This window comes from Taibaiella helva (genome assembly GCF_003545695.1).
Taxonomy (GTDB): Bacteria; Bacteroidota; Bacteroidia; order Chitinophagales; family Chitinophagaceae; genus Taibaiella; species Taibaiella helva.
Map to the genome: position 1 here is coordinate 67,449 of NZ_QUZZ01000015.1, position 21,422 is coordinate 88,870.

Annotated in this window: 19 protein-coding genes; 9 read left to right on the forward strand and 10 right to left on the reverse strand. The window is 53.6% G+C overall.

Translation table 11 applies throughout. The annotated features are described in order from the left end of the window. Positions 1 to 4: 4 nt before the first annotated feature. The gene (locus DZC79_RS18920) at positions 5 to 382 is read right to left on the reverse strand and encodes a winged helix-turn-helix transcriptional regulator (RefSeq protein ID WP_118953187.1); all 378 of its coding nucleotides are present in this window, start codon (positions 380 to 382) and stop codon (positions 5 to 7) included. Between the two features lie 92 nt (positions 383 to 474). Here DZC79_RS18920 and DZC79_RS18925 point away from each other — a divergent pair, with 92 nt between their 5' ends. After that, on the forward strand, positions 475 to 1,236 hold the full coding sequence (locus DZC79_RS18925) for an MBL fold metallo-hydrolase (protein ID WP_118953188.1): 762 nt from the start codon (positions 475 to 477) through the stop codon (positions 1,234 to 1,236). A gap of 76 nt (positions 1,237 to 1,312) precedes the next feature. Here DZC79_RS18925 and DZC79_RS18930 read toward each other — a convergent pair whose 3' ends face one another. The 3 genes from DZC79_RS18930 to DZC79_RS18940 are packed head-to-tail and all read right to left on the reverse strand — an operon-like array spanning position 1,313 to position 4,609. Then, a complete protein-coding gene (locus tag DZC79_RS18930) occupies positions 1,313 to 2,611 on the reverse strand; it encodes an aminopeptidase P N-terminal domain-containing protein (protein ID WP_118953189.1) in 1,299 nt (432 codons plus the stop codon). Between the two features lie 26 nt (positions 2,612 to 2,637). Beyond that, complete coding sequence (locus DZC79_RS18935; RefSeq protein WP_118953190.1) at positions 2,638 to 3,657, reverse strand: phosphotransferase enzyme family protein; 1,020 nt, start codon at positions 3,655 to 3,657, stop codon at positions 2,638 to 2,640. Positions 3,658 to 3,709: 52 nt separating this feature from the next. Next, complete coding sequence (locus DZC79_RS18940; RefSeq protein WP_118953191.1) at positions 3,710 to 4,609, reverse strand: hypothetical protein; 900 nt, start codon at positions 4,607 to 4,609, stop codon at positions 3,710 to 3,712. A 179-nt stretch (positions 4,610 to 4,788) separates the two neighbouring features. Between DZC79_RS18940 and DZC79_RS18945 the strand changes: the two genes are divergently transcribed. Continuing rightward, a complete protein-coding gene (locus DZC79_RS18945; RefSeq protein ID WP_118953192.1) occupies positions 4,789 to 5,712 on the forward strand; it encodes an alpha/beta fold hydrolase in 924 nt (307 codons plus the stop codon). A gap of 382 nt (positions 5,713 to 6,094) precedes the next feature. Here DZC79_RS18945 and DZC79_RS18955 read toward each other — a convergent pair whose 3' ends face one another. After that, positions 6,095 to 6,454, reverse strand: coding sequence for a class I SAM-dependent methyltransferase (locus tag DZC79_RS18955; protein ID WP_118953194.1), 360 nt, complete (start codon positions 6,452 to 6,454; stop codon positions 6,095 to 6,097). A gap of 186 nt (positions 6,455 to 6,640) precedes the next feature. Between DZC79_RS18955 and DZC79_RS18960 the strand changes: the two genes are divergently transcribed. Genes DZC79_RS18960 through DZC79_RS18975 form a run of 4 tightly spaced genes read left to right on the forward strand, consistent with a single transcriptional unit; the run spans position 6,641 to position 10,040 of the window. Next, entirely contained in the window at positions 6,641 to 7,561 is a 921-nt protein-coding gene (locus DZC79_RS18960) for an ABC transporter ATP-binding protein (RefSeq protein WP_118953250.1), read from the forward strand. Further along, on the forward strand, positions 7,558 to 8,322 hold the full coding sequence (locus DZC79_RS18965; protein WP_118953195.1) for an ABC transporter permease: 765 nt from the start codon (positions 7,558 to 7,560) through the stop codon (positions 8,320 to 8,322). Before DZC79_RS18960 ends, DZC79_RS18965 begins: the two co-directional genes overlap by 4 nt. Before the next feature lies 1 nt (position 8,323). Then, entirely contained in the window at positions 8,324 to 9,364 is a 1,041-nt protein-coding gene (locus DZC79_RS18970; protein WP_157977277.1) for a sensor histidine kinase, read from the forward strand. Next, positions 9,357 to 10,040, forward strand: coding sequence for a LytR/AlgR family response regulator transcription factor (locus DZC79_RS18975; RefSeq protein WP_118953197.1), 684 nt, complete (start codon positions 9,357 to 9,359; stop codon positions 10,038 to 10,040). The genes DZC79_RS18970 and DZC79_RS18975 overlap by 8 nt, the downstream gene beginning before the upstream one ends. A gap of 36 nt (positions 10,041 to 10,076) precedes the next feature. Here DZC79_RS18975 and DZC79_RS18980 read toward each other — a convergent pair whose 3' ends face one another. The 4 genes from DZC79_RS18980 to DZC79_RS18995 all read right to left on the reverse strand — a co-directional run bounded on the left by DZC79_RS18980 (position 10,077) and on the right by DZC79_RS18995 (position 15,553). Further along, positions 10,077 to 11,345, reverse strand: a complete 1,269-nt coding sequence (locus tag DZC79_RS18980) for a hypothetical protein (protein ID WP_118953198.1) — start codon at positions 11,343 to 11,345, stop codon at positions 10,077 to 10,079. Beyond that, a complete protein-coding gene (locus tag DZC79_RS18985; protein WP_118953199.1) occupies positions 11,342 to 11,746 on the reverse strand; it encodes a hypothetical protein in 405 nt (134 codons plus the stop codon). The genes DZC79_RS18980 and DZC79_RS18985 overlap by 4 nt, the downstream gene beginning before the upstream one ends. 130 nt (positions 11,747 to 11,876) lie before the next feature. Beyond that, positions 11,877 to 13,931: a gliding motility-associated C-terminal domain-containing protein gene (locus DZC79_RS18990; protein WP_118953200.1), complete on the reverse strand. Its 2,055-nt coding sequence runs from the start codon at positions 13,929 to 13,931 to the stop codon at positions 11,877 to 11,879. Positions 13,932 to 14,278: 347 nt separating this feature from the next. Next, on the reverse strand, positions 14,279 to 15,553 hold the full coding sequence (locus tag DZC79_RS18995) for a lipase family protein (protein WP_118953201.1): 1,275 nt from the start codon (positions 15,551 to 15,553) through the stop codon (positions 14,279 to 14,281). Positions 15,554 to 15,775: 222 nt separating this feature from the next. On the opposite strand from DZC79_RS18995, the gene DZC79_RS19000 reads away from it, so the two are divergent. From DZC79_RS19000 to DZC79_RS19010, 3 genes are all read left to right on the forward strand, one after another. Then, the gene (locus DZC79_RS19000) at positions 15,776 to 18,199 is read left to right on the forward strand and encodes a TonB-dependent receptor (protein ID WP_118953202.1); all 2,424 of its coding nucleotides are present in this window, start codon (positions 15,776 to 15,778) and stop codon (positions 18,197 to 18,199) included. 129 nt (positions 18,200 to 18,328) lie between these two features. Then, on the forward strand, positions 18,329 to 18,880 hold the full coding sequence (locus DZC79_RS19005; protein ID WP_118953203.1) for a ferritin: 552 nt from the start codon (positions 18,329 to 18,331) through the stop codon (positions 18,878 to 18,880). 271 nt (positions 18,881 to 19,151) lie between these two features. Beyond that, positions 19,152 to 19,895, forward strand: coding sequence for a pseudouridine synthase (locus DZC79_RS19010; RefSeq protein WP_118953204.1), 744 nt, complete (start codon positions 19,152 to 19,154; stop codon positions 19,893 to 19,895). Between the two features lie 62 nt (positions 19,896 to 19,957). Here DZC79_RS19010 and DZC79_RS19015 read toward each other — a convergent pair whose 3' ends face one another. After that, a complete protein-coding gene (locus DZC79_RS19015; protein ID WP_118953205.1) occupies positions 19,958 to 21,412 on the reverse strand; it encodes an AAA family ATPase in 1,455 nt (484 codons plus the stop codon). Between the last annotated feature and the right edge of the window lie 10 nt (positions 21,413 to 21,422).

The following is a 21,422-nucleotide window of genomic DNA, read 5'->3' on the forward strand; positions in this document are numbered from 1 at the left end:
CCTGCTATTTCCGGTATTCCGGCTGCAGCCGGTGTCTTTCCTGCGCCAGGATATCGTCTACCTGTGCCGGAGCATATTCATTGGCCCAGGCTTCAAGCCGGGCCAACGCGGTACCCAGCGCCCGGCCTTTATCCGACAGGCGGTAATACACTTCGGGAGGGAAGCTGTGCTTTTCTTCCCGTAATATAAGTCCGTCTTCTTCCAGCTGCCGGAGCTGCTCGAGCAGCACTTTCTTCGAAACCTTCGGGATCACGCGCCACAGCTCATTGGAACGGATATCCCTGTTGTGGAAAAGATGGTAGAGGATCGCCGGCTTCCATTTACCCGACAGGGCTTTGAGTGCCACATTGAGGCCGCAGTATCTGAATTGGTTTTCCGTCATGAGGTGTAAACTTAAAAGTAACCCGGTTACCCGGAGGTAACTTTCTTGGCTGCCGGTTGGCGAAGCGTCAATTTTGTGTAAAATTAAGCACAATGACTTTACGATTGCTCCGCAACGCCACACAATGGCTTACACTCAACGGCAAACACCTGCTTGTCGATCCTATGCTGGCGCCTAAAGGTACCTATCCGGCTTTTCCCGGTACCGGCAACGACATTCCCAATCCTACCGCAGGCCTGCCCATCGATGCAGCTGCTCTGGACAGCCTGCTGCAACAGACGGATGCCGTGCTGCTCACACATCTTCACCTCGATCACTGGGATACCGTAGCTAAAGAAAAGCTGCGCAAAGAGATGCCTATCCTTTGTCAGCCTGCAGATGCTGGAGTCATCAGGCAGTCTGGATTCACCAATGTAACCGCAGTCGACGACCGGCTTGATTGGGAAGGTATAAGCCTGTACCGTACCGGCGGGCACCACGGTACCGGCGAGATCGGGGAGCGTATGGGTGTCGTATCAGGTTATGTGCTGGCATATGGCGGACAGCGGCTGTACATCGCCGGCGATACCATATGGTGCGATGAAGTAAAACAGGTGCTGGATGAGCACCTGCCGCAGCAGATCGTGGTCAATGGTGGCGGGGCGAGGTTTGAGACCGGCGATCCTATTGTGATGGATATTAAAGATATCCGGTCGGTGTGCGCTTACGCGCCGGAGGCACAGGTTTACGTGGTGCACCTGGAGTCGGTCAATCACAGCCGCGAGAGCCGTACGGCAATAAGAACGGCGATGGCGGAAGCCGGCTTGTCACAGCGCTGCCATGTGCCGGAAGACGGGGAAGTATTTATCGTTTAAGATGATAATGAACAGGACCGGCCGGTTCCTCCGGCAGGGGCATGCCGACCGGTCCGTATGTTTTTATGCGCTGCTGCTATAGCTCTTCTACCTTTTCCACAGCTGCAGTAAGGTTTTCATTGCCCGTTTCTGTAATGAGGATGTTGTCTTCGATGCGCACGCCGCCGATCGTTTTCCAGTGTTCCAGTTCCTGCTGGTTGATATAATCCTGGTAAGGCTTCATCAATTCCCGGTCTTCGAGCAGGGCTTTGATAAAGTACAGGCCCGGCTCGACCGTAATGAGGTGACCGGCTTCCAGCCGGAGGTCCACCCGGAGACGGCTGCCGAAATATTTTTTCGGTGAAAGATTTTCTTCCTGTCCGGTATCCCGTACCCTCAGCCCGACCAGGTGACCCAGGCCATGCGGGAAGAAGGGCGCGATCACTTCTTTTTCGATCAGTGTATCCAGGCTGCCTTTAAAGATACCGAAGCCCAGCAAACCTTCGGTAAACCGTTTGGCCGCATGGCCGTGCACATCGCGCCACCAGGCCCCGGCCTGCGTCATGCTGATACATTCCTGCTGTACCGACAATACCAGTCCGTAAAGATCTTTGCGGCGGCTGCCGATGGCTGCGGAAGAGCCAAAGGTACGGGTAATGTCCACGCAATAGTCATAGATATCGGCGCCGGCATCGACCAATACCAGCTCGTTTTCTCCTATGATCCTGGCTGTAGGCAGGGCATGCAGCGTTGCCGCATTGGGGCCGCTGCCCACGATGGTATCATAAGGCACAGTATGCGCGCCACAGCGGAGGATCTCCGTTTCAAAGACCAGCTGCAACTCCTTTTCGGAAACGCCGGGTCGGATCGCTGCTTTAAGCGTACGGTAGCCCCGGGCCGCAATATCGGCGATAGCGCGCACAAGCTTTACCTCCGCAGCATCCTTTACCCGCCGGGTCTGATCCATGAGCGTGCGCAGTATGAAGGCCTTGCCTTCGACTGCCGGATTGCCCGGCGCCTGGCCCAATGCATACACCGTGCTAAAGTGCTTACTCTTCAGGTAATCCTCCAGTTCTGTAAGGTCTTTGCCTGGCTGCTGTACCAGGAGATCGTTACGGTCGCCTTCCCATACCGCCTGCTCTTTGGTCCATTCCTTCTGGAATTCAACCCAGCCTTCCCCCTTGCTGTAGAGCAGCACCTCTTCTTCGCGGCGGCGGCCGGTAAGCCAGAAGTAGGCCGGGTGGGGTAAAAAGGGATAGGTGATGTCCAGCCCGCCCGGCTTCTGAATGGGCTGTCCACAGTAAACCAGCACCGCTTCATCATCGTTCAGCTGTTCCTGCCATTGCGCCGCCAGCCTTTCCCGGCGCGCTGCTATATCGGCTGTCGTAAAATACATCGTTCTTATGTTTTGTTCCGTATCGTTTAAATATCGCTATTGTGCTTAGGTAAGAGCTTGGGGCTTAGTTCCATCCATTTCCGGATGAGCGCTGTCCTTTCTGTCAGGAATCTCGGGCCAAAGAAAAAATTGGACCAGTCGTCAAAATGATCATGCTGGAAGCCGAGATAGAATATCCAGTAGGCAAACCCGAGCACAGGGATGGCTTGCAGCTCCTCGTCGTGCAAAGGCCTTACTTCCCGGTAAGCCGCTACAAATATAGCGAAAGCTTCACGCGCTTCTTCTATGGTTTGCCTGCCATATACCGTATCCAGGAAAAAGTGGTTGAAGAAGGAGACGATATCATTGGCCAGCAAACCCTTCCCGGCGAAATCGAAATCAAAGAAAGTGATCCCGCCTTCAGAGAAGTGAAAATTCTTGGGCAGAAAATCGTAGTGGCAATAGCCTTTGCTGAAGTTAGCCGTATCCATTTCCGACAGGGTTGCATACACTTCGTCGCCGGTTTGTCTGAGGTATTGATAAGCCTCTTCCAGTCCTTCAAAAGCCGGGGCAATGCGATGTAAGGGCTCTTTTATCGTTGTGTAGGGCGTATAGGACCGGCGAAAATGGTCCAGCTCAATGCTGCTGCTGATCTGGTGAATCAGCGCCATTTCACGGCCTACGGTCTGTAGCTGTTCCCTGCTAAGCGCTGTTACCACCCGGCCAGGGGCCCAGTCAAACAACACTCCGTAGCGGATTCCTTCTGCAGCCTGGAAGCGCTGGAGATAGCTGCCGGAAAGATCGGCAACGGGAGTAGCCACCTTTGCGCCACCTGCCGCCAGCAAGTGCAGCAGCTGTACTTCTCCCCGGATCTCATCGGGCTTCCGGTGCACATCGCGGTAGATCTTGAACAGGTACTTTTCCCGGTTATTTCCGATCACATAAGCATCGCTTACATTACGGATCAGCAGCCGGCAATGCATGTCCTTAAGGCCGTAAGCCTGCTGTAGCTGCAGGTTCAGCGCGGGGGCGGAGAGGGTTGAATATTGTGTCGGGAAAATGTCCATCTCGGGCAAAAAAGTTATTAAGTAATCATTACTGGCCGGTATCCCCTGCTGATCAGCTTTTACAAGGCAGGTCCATCAAGCCTCCCGGCTTAAGGTAAATAAACGCACGTGCAGCATCGATAAACACATGGAAACGTTTCCATACGTCGCCGCCCAGGATACTCATCTTTTGCCGGCCGATGGCGCCTTCGAAAAAACCGGCAGGGACCTGCGCCAGCGTATAACGACCTAATTGCAATGAAGGTAAAGTGGCTTTTTTTACTTTCAACACATGGCCATAAGCATCGGTCAGCTTTTGTTCCGACAACACTTTCAGCTGCGCATCGATGCCGCTGACGGCGACAAAGGCGTCGTCGAGCAGCAGCGCACCGGCATAGCCAGAATGCAGCAGGAATTCATTTTTCCAGGAATGGCTGCCGTCACTGAGCGCCGCTTCGACAAAAAGCATGTCGCCTTGTTGCCGTAAAGCCAGCTTGTCGTAGGTAGCACAGGCAGCAGGAAGGGTATCGCGAACGACCAATACCTGCTGATCGAAATCCAGCTCAACGGTTTTACCGCGGAACAGGTCGAGGCCAAATTTGCCATCTGTTCCTTGCCCCGATTGCCGGTCTTCCCAGACTGCTATCGAATCCCATTGCAGCGTTCCGATCTGTACCCGGTTAGGAGCACTATAACGGGTGCTGTTCTCCGAGCCGCCCCAGCTTTTTATGTGCTCATCGGTCCGGTTGAAATGCAGGGTTTTCAGCCGGGCTACAGCCGTTTCGGTAAGGCTGAGATCTGACGTCGCTGTATGCAGCATCAGGTTTACAGTATCTGTCCCGTTAAGCACCGCCTGAAACATGAGGTTATTGTCTGACGAAAGATGAAACGGAATACGTGTATCCTGTGCATGCAGGATACCGCAGCCGAGGCAAAGGAGCAGCAGGTAAATTCGGAAAGCGCGCAGCATCATTGTGTCGGATCGGTTTTGGTGAACGGGAACGCAAAGAACGGTAAATATCCTGTGTTTCGCGTCAATAGCGAAAGCCGGTTCATCTGCAGGGTGGCCATAAAAACAAAGGGATCGTAGAAAAAAGAACGGCTTATGTCCTGTTTCGCCTAGCTTTGAAGCCTGAACCGCAACCCGCATTTATGAAAACGATCGTTATGCTCCTCCTTGCCTGTCTGCCCGGCTATATGCTGTGCGCACAGCAATTGTACAGCAAAGCTTATGGGAACAGCAGGAATCAGCCGGTGATCTTCCTGCATGGCGGTCCCGGCGGCAATGCCACTTTATTTGAAGCGACCACCGCTGCCAGACTTGCCGACAGCGGCTTCTATGTGATCGTGTACGACAGGAGAGGAGAGGGCCGGTCGCCCGATCCTAAGGCCACCCTGACCTACCAGGAAGCTTTCGACGACCTGAACAGCATTTACCGGAAGTACGGCCTGAAGCAGGCCGCGCTGATCGGGCATAGCTTTGGTGGCCTGGTAGCGACTTTGTATACCCGGCAGTATCCACAAAAGGTGAGCAGGCTTGTTCTTGCCGGCGCGCTGTTTGCCCAGCAGGAGACTTATGACTGGATCCTGTCGAATGCCGGGGATTACGCACGCTACCACAACGATACGGCGATGCAACAGCGAACGAAAGTACTGATGGCCGCAGACAAACAGTCGGCGGCATACCGGAAAGGTTGCTATGACCTGGCCGGGAAGATGGACTACTTTGAGATGCCACAGCCCACTAAGGCATCCCGCGAATTGAGAAAAGCCTACGAGACCGGTCCTTTTTACGCGCAGAATATCCGCAACAGCAATGCGCCGCTGCTCTTCTATAAAAATGAGCCGCGCAAAAATATCGATACCAGGCCCGATCTGAAAGCGCTGAAGCAAAAAGGCGTCCGCATTTATGCCGTGTATGGTGAACAGGACCGTATTTTTTCCGGCAGGATGCTGGCCGGCCTGAAAAACCTTGTCGGCCCCGACGAGTTCCGCTTTATCGATAACTGTTCGCATTACCTCTTCGTCGATCAGCAGCCGGATTTTCTAAGGTATATAACACAGTGGATGCGCTGAACCGCGATCAGAGCGGCTTACGGGCGGAGATGATGAACCGTTTGCTCACAATACCGAGGCATACCTGCTGCACAAAGCAGGCGTCCAGCAAAGTGCGGATCAAACCGAAATCGAACTGCCCCTAATGGTCAAAAAGATAAGGCATCGATCGGATGTAGAAGAGCAGTGCCTCCGCATCGAAGAAACGGGTGTAGCCCGTATGCTCCAGCTGCTTCAGTACAGTAAGCTCTGTTTGTTTATACTCCTTCAGCGCATAGGCCAGGTTCCAGTGCGGGAAGTCGTCCTTGGTTTTCTGTTGAATGACGTCGGCAATATTACGGTCGCTTAGCCCATCTACCTGCTGGTTGATGAAATGGCCGCCGGACTTCAGGATGCGCGCTACTTAGCCGAGCACATAGCTTTCGTGCCGGTTGATCACCAGGTCGAAAAAGCCATCGTCGAAGGGTAGGGCATCATCTTCGTATTCCGATACCAATGTGGCGCCGAAGCCCGCCAGGCGTGCAGCAGCTACAGGGATATTATCGGCATAGCCTTCTGTGGCATAGATATGGTATTGCTCTTTATGCGGCAGCAGGCTGAGGAACGCTCCGCCGCCTGTACCCATGTCCAGCACGCAGATGCCCGGTCGCAGATAGGGCAGCAGCTCATTGTAATAATTCCGGGGCAGGGGACTTTTCACCATCCGGCGGCTGCGCTCAAGGTAGCTGAAATCCCAGCCGCTTATTTTTTCCGGTGCTTGCATAGACCTATCGGCTTAGCCCCATTGTATGACCGAATGTTTTTATGGGTTGAGCAAAGCTAAGAAATACCCGTTGCCGGTTTGCAGAACAATTTGCTCCTTTTGCAGACAAACAGGGGTAATTGGTGTATTGCATCCGGCAGATGCGGGCTGGCGGGCTACTTTTGGTCCAGGATCAAAAAAAATGTCATGACGCCATTCCTCATTGAGACTGCTGGACTGAGCTACCGGTTCCGGCAAGACGAAAAAGTGCTCGACGATGTCGCGCTCCAGGTGCCCGAAGGTGCCATCTATGGTTTCCTGGGCCCCAATGGCGCAGGCAAGACCACTACATTAAGACTCTTGCTGGGTCTGCTCCGCAAACAGCAAGGCAGCATCCACATCTCGGGACAAGATGTTTCTGTACATCGCTCAGCGTTGCTCCGAAAGGTAGGCGCGCTGATCGAAAGCCCCTCTATCTATCACCACCTCAGCGCAGCAGAGAACCTGGAAGTATGGCGTAAACTCTATCGCTGTCCCCGTTCCCGTGTCGCTGCCGCGCTGTCCATGACCGGCTTGGACCGTACCGGCAATAAGAAGGCCGGTCGGTTCTCGCTGGGCATGAAGCAACGCCTGGGTATCGCCGCAGCCCTGCTGCACGAGCCGCCGCTGCTGATCCTGGACGAACCGACCAACGGACTTGATCCTGCAGGCATCGTGGAGATGCGTGCACTGCTGCAACGACTCAACCGCGAGCTGGGCACAACAATCCTGATCTCGAGTCACCTGCTACCGGAGATCGAGCGGCTGGTAACCCATATCGGCATCATCAACGGGGGGAGGCTGCAATACCAGGGAACATTGGCCGGGCTGACCGAAGAAAGGGAGCAGGCCGGCGGGTTTCTTATCGATTGTAACGGCGACCCGGGTGCAACGGCGGCTGTGGAGCGGCTTCAGCTTTCCTTCAGCTGGCAAGGTAAGCTGCTGGCAATAGATAAGGTAACGCGGGAACAAATGCCGCTCCTGCTCCGGGAGCTGGTGGGCGACGGGATAGCCATTTACGGTATGCATGTGCAAAAAAACGACCTGGAAACCATTTTTATGAACCTTACGCAATCTCCCTTATCATGAGCAATGTCTTTCTGAACAGCTTCCGCAGCGAATGGCTGAAACGCAAGCGCACTGCTGGCGCCTGGCTGACGATCGCAGGCGGTACCATGATCCCGCTGATCATACTGATCCAGCGCTTTTATTTCTTTGAACGGCTTGCCAGCGACAATGGTTCGCCAAGAATATGGGAGATGCTTTATTCCCGCTGCTGGCAAAGCATGGCCTTCTTCCTGCTGCCTATGGGTGTTATCCTGGTGACGACACTGGTAGGGCAGCTGGAATTCCGCAATCAGACATGGAAGCAGGTTCATGTAACGCCGCAATCGCCCACTACGATTTTTCTGGCCAAGCTGGGCGTGATCCTGGTCATGCTGCTGCAGTTCTTTATCCTGTTCAATATCGGCATCTATCTTACCGGTGTGCTGCCGGCGCTGTTCCTGAAACAGGTGCCATTCCCGGCGGAGGCTTTTCCCTGGGGCAAATTCCTGTTGGGTAACGGCAAGTTCCTGTTGACCTGTCTCCCGGTGCTGTCCCTGCAATTCCTGCTGAGCCTGCAATTCCGGAACTTCATGGTGCCTGTAGGTATCGGATTGGGCCTTTACATTTTGTCGATGACGGTGATCCAGTGGCGATATGCGTTCATTGTTCCGTACATTTATAGTGCAGCAGCGTTTATGAAGGATCAATTCAAGACCAATATCTATGCCTGGGCCCTCGGCTATTCCCTGGTATTCGGAGCAGCAGCCTATCTTTTGTTCCTCTTCAAAAAGGAAAGGAGCTGATATGCGGAAGCCGATGATCGTTTTGCTGCACCTGGGTTACTGGCTACTGTACCTGCTGTTGATCACTACCATCCTGCTGGCCTTACCCAAGACCCGCCCGCCGGTGGAACACCTGGGCCAGGTCCTGTTCTTTTCTCCTTTGGCTGTATTCGCGCTTCTGCCTGGTGTGCTGGGATTCTATTCTTACTATCTAATCTTGTTCGATCGCTGGCTGATGCGAAAACGTTTATGGGCTTGCCTGCTCTGGGGCATCCTGTTTGTCCTGGTCGCCGGAGGCCTTACAACGCTTCTGCTCAGCTTTCCCCTCAATGCCCTCGGCTACCTTCGTTTTCCGCAGACCTTCTTCATGGGGCTCTTCCTGTCGATGCTGGCCGGCATACACGGGGTCATCGGCCTGGTGCTGAAAGGCTTCATCCGCTGGTACGGCGACATCCGGTTTAAGGAAGAGCTGCAGCGGCGCCATCATGAAACAGAGCTGGCGCTGATCAAATCACAGATCAATCCGCATTTCCTGTTCAATACCATCAACAACATCGATGTGCTGATCGGGAAGGATCCAGCCAAGGCCTCGCTTTTCCTCAATAAGCTGTCGGGTATCATGCGCTTTATGCTGTACGAGACCCGAACGGAAAAAGTGCCCCTGTCGAAAGAGCTGGGCTATATCGATGCTTACCTGGATCTGCAGCGCATCCGCTCGGCCAACCACGATTTTGTCCGCTATGCGCTGCAGGGGGAGCCGGGCAACCTGATGATCGCACCCATGCTGCTGATCGCCTATATTGAAAATGCCTTCAAGCATGCTGCCAACAAACGGGAGGGACCTGTGGTGCAAATCGGGATCGATATTACTGATAATAGCGTTGTTTTCCGCTGTGAAAACCGCTACCAGCGCAAGGGTATCAAAGAGGACGTTTACAGCGGCCTGGGTAATGAACTGTTACAGCGGCGGCTGGAGCTACTGTATCCCGGCAGGCATACGCTAAACCTTTCGGACCAAGGCGGGCTTTACTCTGTACAACTTATCCTGGACACGCATGATTAACTGCATCATCATAGAAGACGAGCCCCTGGCCCAGGAGCGCATTAAAGGTTACCTGAAGAAGCTGCCCTGGCTCCACCTGGTAGCCGTATTCGACAACGGCATCGACGCGCTTGTTTACCTGCAGACCCATGTGCCCGACCTGATCTTTCTGGATATCAATATTGGCGAGCTATCGGGCATACAGCTGCTGGAATCGGTCAACCGAAGCGAGGTGATCATCACCACCGCATATCATCAATATGCTTTGAAAGGCTATGAGCTCAATGTACGTGATTACCTGCTGAAACCCTATACCTTCGATCGTTTTGTGCAGGCGGTGGATAAGGTAAAGCAGCAGCTGGAACGTAAAGAAACAGCGCCCCGCAGCTTTATCTTCATCAAGACCGAATACCGGCTGGAGAAAGTGCAGCTCAGCGATGTGCTGTACATTGAGGGCCGACGGGATTACCGTATGATCCACACCTTGCACAAGAAGATCATGACTCTGCAGACCTTTCGCGAGCTGGAGACGGATATACCGGAAGCGCTGGTGTGCCGGGTGCACAAGTCTTTCATGGTAGCCATCGACAAGATCGACAGCATCGAGAGAGAAGGCATCCGCATCCTCGATCGTTTGATCCCGGTCTCAGATACCTACCGTAAGCGGTTTTACGAGATTGTTACCGCAGGTAAATAAAATCCCGGGAACCGCCTTTGCCTTAATCGGTGTCCGTTATTTTCCCTTACCCAGCAATCCGAAGCTGATACCACCGATAGCCAGTATCTCGTTTGGTTTACTGTAGACACGGGTATTGCCGTCGAACTGTGATCCGAAGCTGAGGCGCAGCGTGATGTTCTCCTGCAGGGTATAGCTGAAATTGCCCACCCAGGAATAAGTCCAGTGGGAGCTTTGGGTGGCGGGTATGTCCGAGGCCCGGCGGAAGACGCCCTCGAAGCCAATGTTCCAGTCGTTACGGTTGAACTGCGCTTTGGCGCCGAAATCCAGGTAGTTGCCGGGATCGACCCTATGGTCGTTCCAGATATAGCGTACGATGCCCAGAAAGTCGAGCGACTGGACCAGTTTCAGATCTTTGTCGCTGCTGAGGTCGAGACGGTACGAAGGCGTGATCCAGACACCTGTTTTCGCATACACGCTGTTATCCCAGTTATTGTTTTGCAGTACGGTCACTCCGGAATAAGCCGCTTCCAGGATGAAGCCATCCCGGGCAAAAGGTGCTTTCCGTTTATTGATCCGGTCCAGCGCCACCAGCTTCGCGGAATCGAGCGCGGGTTCCTGCTCATCGAGCCAGCGCCGGAGAGCGGCTGTATCCCTTATGCCGGCCACCTTGCCTTTTAAGGAAAGCAGGTCGCTTTGCACGCCGGGCTTCATCGCGTCGGGTATATCTTCCCGTTCCGATGTGCGTGCCGCTGCCATATCGAACGCCCGCTGTACGTCGTCATAAGTAAAGGAAGGCACGGCCAGTAGATTTTGCAGCAGGCTTACCGTCATTTGCCGGGTTTCCGCGAGGGCCCAGGCGCGCAGGTCTTCGGTCGTCCGCTTGTTGACGGTGCCGGGCAGCAGGGTTACCCGAAGGCCGTAGCCCAGGCCGGTACCCTTATCAAGGTCGCCGAATTTAACGGTGTCCGTGCTGGAAGTGGCAATGGAGATCGCGAAATTCTTTTTAATAGCGGGGAAAATATCAGAAGAAAAATAATCGTTGGCCTTGAAGGAATATTGATTCCCGGGCGCCTTTTTATTCCAGTTGAAGGGATTGACCTCCAGGGCAAAATTGGGCTGCAGCACGCCGTTCACCGTTGCCGATTGCAGGCTCGCTGCAAAGTCCCTGGGCGTGGAAGGCCGCTGGATATTGGTCGGCTGAACGCCCAGCAGGATGTAAGCCGGACTGGCGGTGAGCTCCAGCGGTTTCAGATCGGGTTCCTGCGCCTGCGCTACGGTACCGAAGCCCAGCAGGCCTGCTATGATCAGATAGCTTTTTCTCATGACTGCGGGGCTTTGAGTGTGATGGTGAAGAAGAAGCGGGAATTGGCCGTCGGCGTCTTTTTATCATCCAGCTGGTATTCCTGCAGCAGATCGTTACCGGCATCCACGATCAGCGAGCACTTTACCGGTATCTTCGAACCGTCATCGTCGCTTTCGCCGGTCTTGATCTTGCTTACATTCACTTCAACGCTTAAGGTAGCGCCATAAAGCTTATTGGCATAGTCGAGCGGATGGTCGGTGAAGCTCACCGCTTCGATCTCGATCTGCAGGCAATTGATCACGGAATGACCGGCAATGCTGATCACATTGTTGTCCGGGGCTACATTGGCTGACAGGTAAAGTTTGGTGTTCTGGTACTTTGCGGGCAGGACAAGGGTATCCTTAAGGTTGAATTTAGCCATAAAGGTTTGTAGGGTTTAGATCAGGTATAGCATTGGTTTGGTAACGCAAAGCTACAATCTCCCTTTATTTATGCAACCCCATTTTTGTGCCCCCCGGGTTATCAAATCACTATGTCCTGAAGGCCGGTGGCTAACGGATCAGCACCACATCCCCTTTTTTGATCACCTCGCCCAGCAAAGAATGCTTATACCTCAGGTAATAGAAATAAGTGCCTGCATCGGCCATCCCGCCTTTATGGCTGCCATCCCAGCCTTCGCCGGGAACTTTGCTGAGAAAGACTCTTTTGCCCCAGCGATCATAAACTGACAAGACATAGCTGCTCGCATCCGGACAGTTAAAGGTTACCTGGAACACGTCATTGATACCATCACCGTTAGGAGAAAAAGCATTGGGTAAATAGCTGCGGCACTGGCAGCCTTTGATATCGATGTATACGCTGTCGGTAAAGCGGCCACAGACATTGTCGGCGGCTACCGTGTACCAGCCTGCCTGATCGATGTCGATGGCCTGGGCCGTAGCGCCGTTATTCCAGCGCATGTCGCCTGGAGGATTCACGGTAGCATCCAGGCGGAAAGGAACGTCGCTGCAAAAGCTGGTGTCGCGCTGAAGGATGCGTACATAAGGATCAATGAGCCTTACTGAAAGCGTGTCGGATAGGGTACATCCGCCTTTGCTGACCACCACCGTGTACCGGCCGGCCGCTGTCGCAGTATAGGAGCGGGCGGTGCTTCCGTCCTGCCAGCGATAATCGGCATCATCCGGCATCGTAGGTTGTATCAGGAAGGTATCGCCCGGGCAGATCTGGGTATCGACGCCCATAGCGACATCGAAGTCGACGAAGCGTACATTAAAAGAGTCGATATAATTGCTGCAGCTACCCCTGGACCAGGCCCAGTAACGGCCTTCCTGGCTTATGGTGATGCTTTGCGTTTGCTCGCCTGTACTCCATAAATAGACATTTGAGGAAGGCAAGGTCAGCTGCCCCTGGCTGCTGAAGCAGATCGTTGTATCTTTTACAGCGCGGATAATGGTATCTCCGGCTTCGGGAAGGTGGAAGGGCTTGCTGAAGCGGAAAAAATCGTAAGCCGGGAATGGCATGCTTGGCGGCAGCTGCAGCATTAAAGGATTGAACAGGCAGGCCGTACCCGCATTATTGGGAGCCTCAATCGCCGCCATAACCGCCTGGGGTGTTGCGGTGCTGAGGCCCGCGAGGTAAAGCTTGCCGTCTGTTGCCGGCTGGATATCGACATAAAGCCCTGTCGCTATAGCCACTTTCGAGCTCTTGACGGCATTGGTATCCGGCAGCAGGCTGATGTTACATTGCGTTACCTGCCCGGTCAGTCCCAGGGTACAGAAGTATAGCTTGGTGTCGTCGGGAGAGACGGCCATAGGCCAGGTAAAGCTCAGGTCGGCAGGGGTGGCGGTAACGGGAGCAGAGAACATCCCGGTTGCCCGGTTGAAATCATAAATGTACAGTCTCCCGTTCGCAGCGTACATCCGTTTACCATCATTGGAAAATACCGGTGGTGCCGCAACAACCTGGGGCGCTGTAGAAACGACCGGTGTGGTATGTACACCGAAGGCATCCACTCTGAAAGCCAGGTAACGCGTCGCAGGCAGCCAGTCTTTCTTTACGACTACCCAGTAGCTGTTGCAATCGCTGCCGAAAGTGAAGGTCAGGCTTTCCGATAAGGAGTCAGCCAGGAAGATATTCTTTTGCGTGGATACTACATCGCCCATACCCCCGTTGAGCCGCATATCGATTACCGAGTACCAGAGTTTGGGCTGACCATCTTCGTAGGCCCCTATGCAGAAGGAGTAGTAGATATTCGTATCGGTAACAGAACGCAGCGCCAGCGTTCCGCCTTCGCTCGAGCCTGTTGGTATGCCGCCGATCACCGGACCGTTGCCCAGCAAGCCGATGCTGTTAGGCATTACATTGCCGGTCCGGTCCCATATACGGCTGCCCAGTGAGTAGAAAAGAAGATTCCCTGTAGCGCTGGAAACCGTGACGCATCCTTCGAAGGCGTCCATATTGTGTGTAAAGAAGCTTGGCGGCTGTGTGTTGAAATTGAGGCCTACACCCTGGCCGAAACACCAGATGCTGTTTTCCTTCTGAGCAGTAGCGGCGTTGTAGCAGCAGATCAGCAACAGGATATAAAAAAGGGATAACCATCTCGTCATGATCGGCAGGTTTGTTTATTGGACTTTAAAGATAGGGCTGAAAGCGCATTTTACCATGATTTATATTTTAAATGAATAAAATTACTACATTAAAAAAGCCGCGGCGGAAGCCGCAGGCTGTTATGATAAACAACTGTGGGTGGATGGCCGTTTTATTTTCCCTAGGTGCTCCTGCGGTCCGGGATGTTGTGCCTGCTCGCTTGGGCCATAACGCCGGAAGGCAATCCCATGGCTAATCATAATCAATAAGTCATAGATGCTCGTTATGACGGGAAGTGACGATGCTGGGCGCTCCTGGAAAAAAATGAAGCAAACCTGCTCCGGTTTGCTTCTATCTTTTAATGCCCTTAAGCGGTAGCCGCTGTTTCTTTAGCGGCGGCTATGGCTGCGGTATCGATCCGCACACCGTAATATTTAGACAATGCGGTGAACATAGCGCGCTGCCTGCGTTCGTCGGTGCTGGTACCGGTGGCATCCTTTTTCACTTTAGCGAGCTCGTCGGTTACTGTCTGGATATTCAGCAGGATATCGTAAGCCGTTGTGTGCTGGTAGGCCATCTGCATCAGGAATTGATAGAAGGCCTTAAAGTAAGGCTGGTATTGCGCCAGGGCGCCGGTCGCATAGATACCGATAAGGGCGGCCTCTGTATCGGCTTTATCGTTGGTGTCCTTATCGAAGGTACCGGTCATGGCATTCCAGGGAGTGATCTGCTGGTACTTGATCCGGGTATAGAAATCCGAGGTATCGATAGTGCGCAGGTTGGCCAGCAATGTCAGCAGGCCCATCGTGGTATAGTAAGGCGCCTGGCCTTCGGGGGCGGTGATCTCCGGGTATATCGCCGGGATATTTTCCATAGAAGAATACATCCAGGCCTGCGGTACCACGTCGATGGTATTGTAACGGCTGGTATAATTGCTGCCGATATTATCCTGGAAATAGGTGGCAAAGTCGGCATCACCCGGTGTAGGTCCTGCCGTGGGCCAGGCGGTGATGGCGGAGATACCGCCGCTTACGGTATCCCAGCTGCTTTGGGTATCCTGCATATACAGGGCCATTACCGGGGACAGCGCGCCGCCGAGGCTATGGCCGGCAACAGCAACACCAGCGCTGCTGATCTTGTTCTGGCCGATATAGGTATTGAGCTGCTGCAGCATGGTTGCGCCGCCGGCCTGCATGTTCAGCAGGTTCTGCAAGCCCAGGTGGGTACCGGCCGCAATCGAAGGCGTAAAGAAAAGCTTATTGACATCCTTGTTGACGATGCTTTCCCACTCGACCAGGCTGTTGACCCCGAAATCTTCCTGGAACCATCCGTACATAGATACGGCATTGGTGCCGGCGATGGCGACTACGAATTGGTTCTCGTCGGCATTATAAGCCAGCAGCATCGTGTTGTCGGCCACTACAGTGGCGGCGTCGGGATTATTGGAAAACACAACAGGGCCCCATACCAGTTCCCAGCTGCCGATGCAGCCTTGTATGGTGGCATCATTCAGGGCATTGGTCACGATGGTTGTGGTAAGTGATTGCAGCGCTTCGAAAGAAGGCTCCTGCAGGTCGAAGGCAGCATTGGATATGGAAGACAGGCAGTGGATCTGCTGTTCCAGCGAATAAGTTTGTGACATGATCTTTGGTTTGGTTGATTAAGAGATTCGGTTTAGTGAGACAAAAATACTACCGCCGCAGCGCGATCCTGCACGTGAAAACACCTGTATTTTTCCTGTAACAAAACTTTAGACCTTACCGGGACAAGGCTTGTAATCCTGTTTTGTCATGTTTTTTTTACAAAAGAAACAGACAGGCTAAACCTGCACGCAGTACTTTTGCGCCCGGCTCAAAAAAAACCAATGACACAAAAGATCTTCATTTTAAGCTTTATTTTCTCTTTATCTACCGGCTGGCTGTTTGCACAGAACGGTACGATCAAAGGCCTCGTCAGCACTTCCGATGGCAAGCCGGCCGAATGGGTGACCGTCAGCATACAAGGCGGCGATAAAGCCGCAATGACGGGCCGGCACGGACAATACCAATTAAGAAATATTGCTCCCGGCACCTATATGCTTACAGCTTCATCCGTCGGCCTGGAAAGCCAGGAGCAATCCGTAACACTGAAGGCCGGCGAGACCTTAGTGGCCGATTTCCAGCTGAAAGAAAGCGCGGCAGAATTGCAGGAGGTCGTAATCCCCATACGCCAGGGCGATAAGGTGAACAATTTTGTCTCCAAGATGCCTTTAAAGAACCTGGAGAATGCGCAGGTGTACAACAGTGTATCGGCCGAGACCATCAGGCAGCAGGGCCTTACCAGCTACGATGATGCGCTGCGCAATGTTCCCGGCATTTCCCGTACCTGGGAATCTACCGGCAGGGCGGGGGATGGCGCTTCTTATTTCGCCCTGCGTGGCTTCGATGCGCAGCCTATGCTCATCAACGGCCTGCCGGGCCTGCCCAGCGGCAACCTCGACCTGGCCAACGTGGAAGAGATACAGGTGATCAAAGGCCCTTCCGCCACCTTGTTCGGCGGCAGCTATTACAGCTACGGCGGTATCATCAATACTATTACCAAGAAGCCTTACGACCAATTCGGCGGCGAGCTGAACTATACGGCCGGCAGCTTTGGTCTCAACCGCATCGCAGGCGATGTCAATATACCATTGAGCAAAACGGAAAAGATCGCCGTGCGCATCAACACTGCCTACCATACCGAGAACAGCATCCAGGATGCCGGTTACCGTAAGGCTTTCTTCTTTGCGCCCACTATGAGCTATAAGGTGAACGACAGGCTTTCCTTCCTGGTAATGGCCGAGATCATGGAGGAAGGCAGGGCTGTGGCGCCAATTTTCTTCAACTCCGATCGTGCTACCCCTCTGCCTTTCCGCAACCTGAAGGAGCTGAACCTTAATCCCGGTCTTTCTTTTATGAGTAATGACCTCAGCATTAAGAACCCGAGGTTCAACCTGCAGGCACAGATACTGTACAAGCTTTCGGAGCATTGGACTTCGCAGACCGTTATTTCAAGGGGTACGGTCAAATCCAACGGCTATTATACCTATATCTGGGACGATGGCTACAGTGATAATTATTTCGACCAGTATTTTCACAAGGAACAGCAGACAACCACGACGATCGATGTACAGCAGAACCTCAACGGCGACTTTAATATCGGGAAGCTACGCAACCGTGTCCTGGTGGGCGTGGATTTCTTCAGCCGCAACATGATCAACAATGGTTCGGGATGGGCTACAGTACGGAAGGTGACGCCGCAGGGCGGCGAAGTGCCCTATATCAACCCGGCAACGGGCGATACAACAGCTCCGGTCTACCTGTCGCAGGCCCTGGTGGACAATATGCTCAGCACTACAGGCGGCGCCCGGGGCAACCTGGACAATTATACCTACAGCGCTTATCTTTCCGATGTGCTCAACATCACCCCCGGGCTTTCGCTAATGGCCGGCGTGCGCGCAGACTACTTTGTAACCAAAGGCGATAAGACTACTCCCGATGATGATGTGAACCAGTTTGCAGTTTCACCCAAATTCGGCATCGTTTACCAGCCCGTACTGGAGCAGGTATCTGTATTCGCCAATTACATGAACGCCTTCGTGAACGTAACGCCCCGTTCGGTAGCCGATGCCGATGGCAGTAATCCCAGGCTGAAAGCTTTCGATCCCGAGCATGCCAACCAGTGGGAAGTCGGTGTCAAGACCAATCTCTTCTCCGACCGCCTGCAGCTGACTGCATCCTATTATGATATCCGCGTGGGCAACAGGGTTTATCCCGATCCGGCTAACCAGAACAATTCATTGCAGGGCGGTAAAGTGGGCAGCAAAGGTTTCGAGATCGACCTGAATGCACATCCGCTGCCCGGCCTCAGCATCCTCGCAGGCTACAGCCACAACAAGACAGAAGTGCTTACCGGCAATGCGGCCGATTTCTACAACGAACCGGGAAGAGCGCCGGGCGGACAAGGGCCACAGGACCTGGCCAATCTATGGGTCAATTACCGGCCTGCGAATGGTGTACTGAAACATTTCTCGCTGGGTGTAGGTGGCAACTATGCCGGGGAGTACAAAGTAATCGACAACAGCCTTACAGGTGTATTCGTACTTCCGTCCTATACCTTACTTAATGCTACGCTTGCTTACCAGGCTGATCATTACCGCATCGGTTTTACCCTGAATAATATTACCAACAAGGAATATTACATCGGCTACTGGTCGGTGAATCCGCAGCGTCCGCGTAATTTTGCGCTGAACCTTGCTTATAAGTTCTGATCAACCTGTTCCGTAGCTTCTCTGGCAGCACAACGTTAATCTATTCTAAAAGCCTCATAAAACAGCTTGCCTTTTAATCTTTTGCAGTTTAATGGTGTTATTCCGTAAAAGAACCAAAACGCAGCTGTCATGAACAAGAACAGGCTTTCTTCCGCTTTGCAGGAAGGACTTAACAAACAAATGACGCAGGAGGCCTGGGCCGCCCAGGTATACTTGTCTTATGCTTCCTGGGCCGCCGACGAAGGCTATAATGGTATTGCCAACTTCCTGTTCCGGCATGCCCATGAGGAGCGGAACCACATGATGAAATTCCTGGAATATATTCTCGAGCGTGGTGGGAAAGTAAGGGTGGACGCTATTCCCAAGCCCCCGGATGATCCGACCAGCGTACAGACCTGCTTCGAAAAAGTATTTCAGCAGGAAGTGGACAATACGGCCGGTATCTATAAGCTGGTCAAGCTAAGCCACGATGAATCCGACTGGGCTACCTGGCATTTCCTGCAATGGTTTGTGCAGGAACAGACCGAAGAGGAAACACTGGCACTCGGCCTGCTGGATAAGATCAAGGTCGCCGGTGGCGAGAACGCTTCGGCCGATGCGCTCTACAACCTGGACCGCGATCTGGGTAAAGCCCCCGATGAAGCGGAGCTGGCGGAAAGCAAAACGGTCGAAAATCCATAGCATATTTTTTCCGATACCAGGCGGTCCGGTTCAGCAGAGCCGGGCCGTTTGTCGTTAAGCATGATTAACCGCGTTAACCTTATTGAATCACTATTGAAGCGGACCGGGGTAGGCTTGCCTTATCAAAATCAAGAAAAACAACCACCATGAACTACTGCAAATTTACCTCCGTGCTGCCTCGGTCTGTTCCTGGCCGGGGCAGCTGCCACTGCCGCTCAGCGCTAAGGCCGGTCATGTAGCGTTTTTGAGCTACCTTTGCCCGTCTACCGATATGGATACTGCAAATGACAATATGCGGCTGGCGAAAAGAATGGCTGTATTGGGCTATTGTTCGCGAAGAGAGGCCGATGAATATATTCTGAAAGGCTGGGTGAAGGTGAACGGGCAGGTGACCCGGGAAAAAGGCATGAAGGTGGCGGAGAAGGATGTGATCACGCTTGGCCCCGAAGCCCGCCGCGCGCAGGCCGGCAGGGTAACCATACTGCTCCACAAGCCGGTCGGCTATGTGAGCGCCCAGCCTGAAAAGGGCTACAGGGCTGCCGCCGAGCTGATCATTCCGCAAAACCACTGGTCCGAAGACAGGAGCGGCATCCGTTACCATGAGAAGCAGAAGTACGGCCTGGCGCCTGCGGGTCGTCTCGATATTGATTCCGTAGGCTTTCTGGTGCTGACCCAGGATGGCCGCGTAGCCAAGCAGCTGATCGGCGAAAACAGCGGTATCGAAAAAGAATACCTGGTGCGGGTAACCGGCAGGATCGCAGAGAACGGTCTGCGCCTGCTGAACCATGGTCTGAGCCTGGACGGCGAAAAGCTGCGCCCGGCAAAGGTGAGCTGGCAAAATGAAGATCAGCTTCGCTTCATCCTGAAACAGGGAAAGAAGCGCCAGATCCGCCGCATGTGCGAATTGGTAGGCCTGCATGTAGTAGGCTTGAAACGCATCCGCATGGGCAAGGTACACCTGGGCAAGCTTCCTCCGGGGAAATGGCGCTACCTGCGCGAAGATGAAAGCTTCTAACTCCTGAAGTATAAAAAATCCCCGGTCCTTAAGGGCCGGGGATTTTACATTGCTATACCTGATTAATTATAGATCTGTCCCAGCAGGTTGCGGAACTGGTAACCCTCGGTAAAGCGGGTCTTGCCCAGCTTCTTGAATTCCGAAAGGCCCCAGAGCAGGAACTCCATCAGGAAATGCCGGTCTTCTTCAGGCACATCATGCTGGTACTTCCGGATCAGGCCGTATAAGGGCCCTGCCGCATCGAGCTGCTGTCGATAGTCGTAATCGCTATCCTCATCCATCAGCTCGATCTCGTTTTCAGCAAACCAGTCGATCGCTTCCTGGTAGGGCGTTTTCTCTTTCGGCCGCTCCAGCTTTTCGATCTTGGGGAAATAAAGGGGAAATAAAGTCTTGATGGCGTTCCCGATCAGGTGCTCGGCCACAATAGCGGCGCCTTCCTGCTCGCCTTCGTACACCAGCTCTACCTTGCCCGTAATGGCGGGGATCACGCCCATAAAATCGGAGAGGCGAACGGTTGTTTTCTCTGCGCCGGCTTTCAGCGCTCTCCGCTCAGCAGTGCTCAGCAGGTTCTCATAAGCTGTGATGCTCATCCTGGCGCTCACACCGCTCTTGGCATCTACATATTCGCTGATACGGGCCTCGAAGCCGATCTGCTCCAGCAGATCTTTCGCCAGCGAGGGTACATGGATCACTTCGCTTTGCCTGCCATCGAGGTTGGCTTCCTGCTCGGTAATAGTGCGGGCGATCTTGATGTTTTCGGGATAGTGCGTCAGTATCTGCGAACCGATACGGTCTTTCAGCGGGGTGACGATGCTGCCACGGTTGGTATAATCTTCGGGATTGGCGGTAAAGACAAACTGAAGATCCAGGGGCAGGCGCACCTTGAAGCCGCGTATCTGGATATCGCCTTCCTGCAGGATATTGAACAGGGCTACCTGTATCCTGGCCTGCAGGTCGGGCAGTTCATTGATGACGAAGATGCAGCGGTTAGCGCGCGGGATCATGCCAAAGTGGATTACGCGATCGTCGGCATAAGACAACTTCAGGTTTGCCGCTTTGATGGGATCGATGTCGCCGATAAGGTCGGCTACTGTTACATCGGGTGTGGCCAGCTTCTCGTAGAAGCGGTCGTTGCGGTGCAGCCAAGCGATGGGCGTCTCATTGCCTTTTTCGGCGACCAGGTCGCGGGCAAAACGGGAAATAGGCCGGAATGGGTCGTCGTTGATCTCCGAACCTTCCACATAGGGGATCCATTCGTCGAGCAGGTTCACCATCAGGCGGGCCAACCGTGTTTTAGCCTGACCGCGGAGGCCCAGCAGGTTGATGTTGTGCCGCGACAAGATCGCTCTTTCCAGTTCGGGGATCACGGTATTTTCAAATCCCCATACGCCTTCAAATACAGGTGCGCCTTCAGCGATCTTACGGCGCAGGTTTTGCCGCAGCTCATCTTTAATACTTTTACTCTGGTAACCGGCTTGCTTCAGCGCGCCGAATGTTTTTATCTGTTCTGTGTTCATGTTTCTTTTT

Coding starts and splice junctions, on each gene's coding strand:
- DZC79_RS18970 (WP_157977277.1), top strand. CDS start 8,324: ATGCGGAAGCCGATGATCGTTTTGCTGCACCTGGGTTACTGGCTACTG.
- DZC79_RS18940 (WP_118953191.1), bottom strand. CDS start 4,609: ATGATGCTGCGCGCTTTCCGAATTTACCTGCTGCTCCTTTGCCTCGGC.
- DZC79_RS19010 (WP_118953204.1), top strand. CDS start 19,152: ATGGATACTGCAAATGACAATATGCGGCTGGCGAAAAGAATGGCTGTA.
- DZC79_RS18955 (WP_118953194.1), bottom strand. CDS start 6,454: ATGCAAGCACCGGAAAAAATAAGCGGCTGGGATTTCAGCTACCTTGAG.
- DZC79_RS18925 (WP_118953188.1), top strand. CDS start 475: ATGACTTTACGATTGCTCCGCAACGCCACACAATGGCTTACACTCAAC.
- DZC79_RS18995 (WP_118953201.1), bottom strand. CDS start 15,553: ATGTCACAAACTTATTCGCTGGAACAGCAGATCCACTGCCTGTCTTCC.
- DZC79_RS19005 (WP_118953203.1), top strand. CDS start 18,329: ATGAACAAGAACAGGCTTTCTTCCGCTTTGCAGGAAGGACTTAACAAA.
- DZC79_RS18960 (WP_118953250.1), top strand. CDS start 6,641: ATGACGCCATTCCTCATTGAGACTGCTGGACTGAGCTACCGGTTCCGG.
- DZC79_RS18930 (WP_118953189.1), bottom strand. CDS start 2,611: ATGTATTTTACGACAGCCGATATAGCAGCGCGCCGGGAAAGGCTGGCG.
- DZC79_RS18990 (WP_118953200.1), bottom strand. CDS start 13,931: ATGACGAGATGGTTATCCCTTTTTTATATCCTGTTGCTGATCTGCTGC.
- DZC79_RS18975 (WP_118953197.1), top strand. CDS start 9,357: ATGATTAACTGCATCATCATAGAAGACGAGCCCCTGGCCCAGGAGCGC.
- DZC79_RS18980 (WP_118953198.1), bottom strand. CDS start 11,345: ATGAGAAAAAGCTATCTGATCATAGCAGGCCTGCTGGGCTTCGGTACC.
- DZC79_RS19000 (WP_118953202.1), top strand. CDS start 15,776: ATGACACAAAAGATCTTCATTTTAAGCTTTATTTTCTCTTTATCTACC.
- DZC79_RS18920 (WP_118953187.1), bottom strand. CDS start 382: ATGACGGAAAACCAATTCAGATACTGCGGCCTCAATGTGGCACTCAAA.
- DZC79_RS18935 (WP_118953190.1), bottom strand. CDS start 3,657: ATGGACATTTTCCCGACACAATATTCAACCCTCTCCGCCCCCGCGCTG.
- DZC79_RS18945 (WP_118953192.1), top strand. CDS start 4,789: ATGAAAACGATCGTTATGCTCCTCCTTGCCTGTCTGCCCGGCTATATG.
- DZC79_RS19015 (WP_118953205.1), bottom strand. CDS start 21,412: ATGAACACAGAACAGATAAAAACATTCGGCGCGCTGAAGCAAGCCGGT.
- DZC79_RS18985 (WP_118953199.1), bottom strand. CDS start 11,746: ATGGCTAAATTCAACCTTAAGGATACCCTTGTCCTGCCCGCAAAGTAC.
- DZC79_RS18965 (WP_118953195.1), top strand. CDS start 7,558: ATGAGCAATGTCTTTCTGAACAGCTTCCGCAGCGAATGGCTGAAACGC.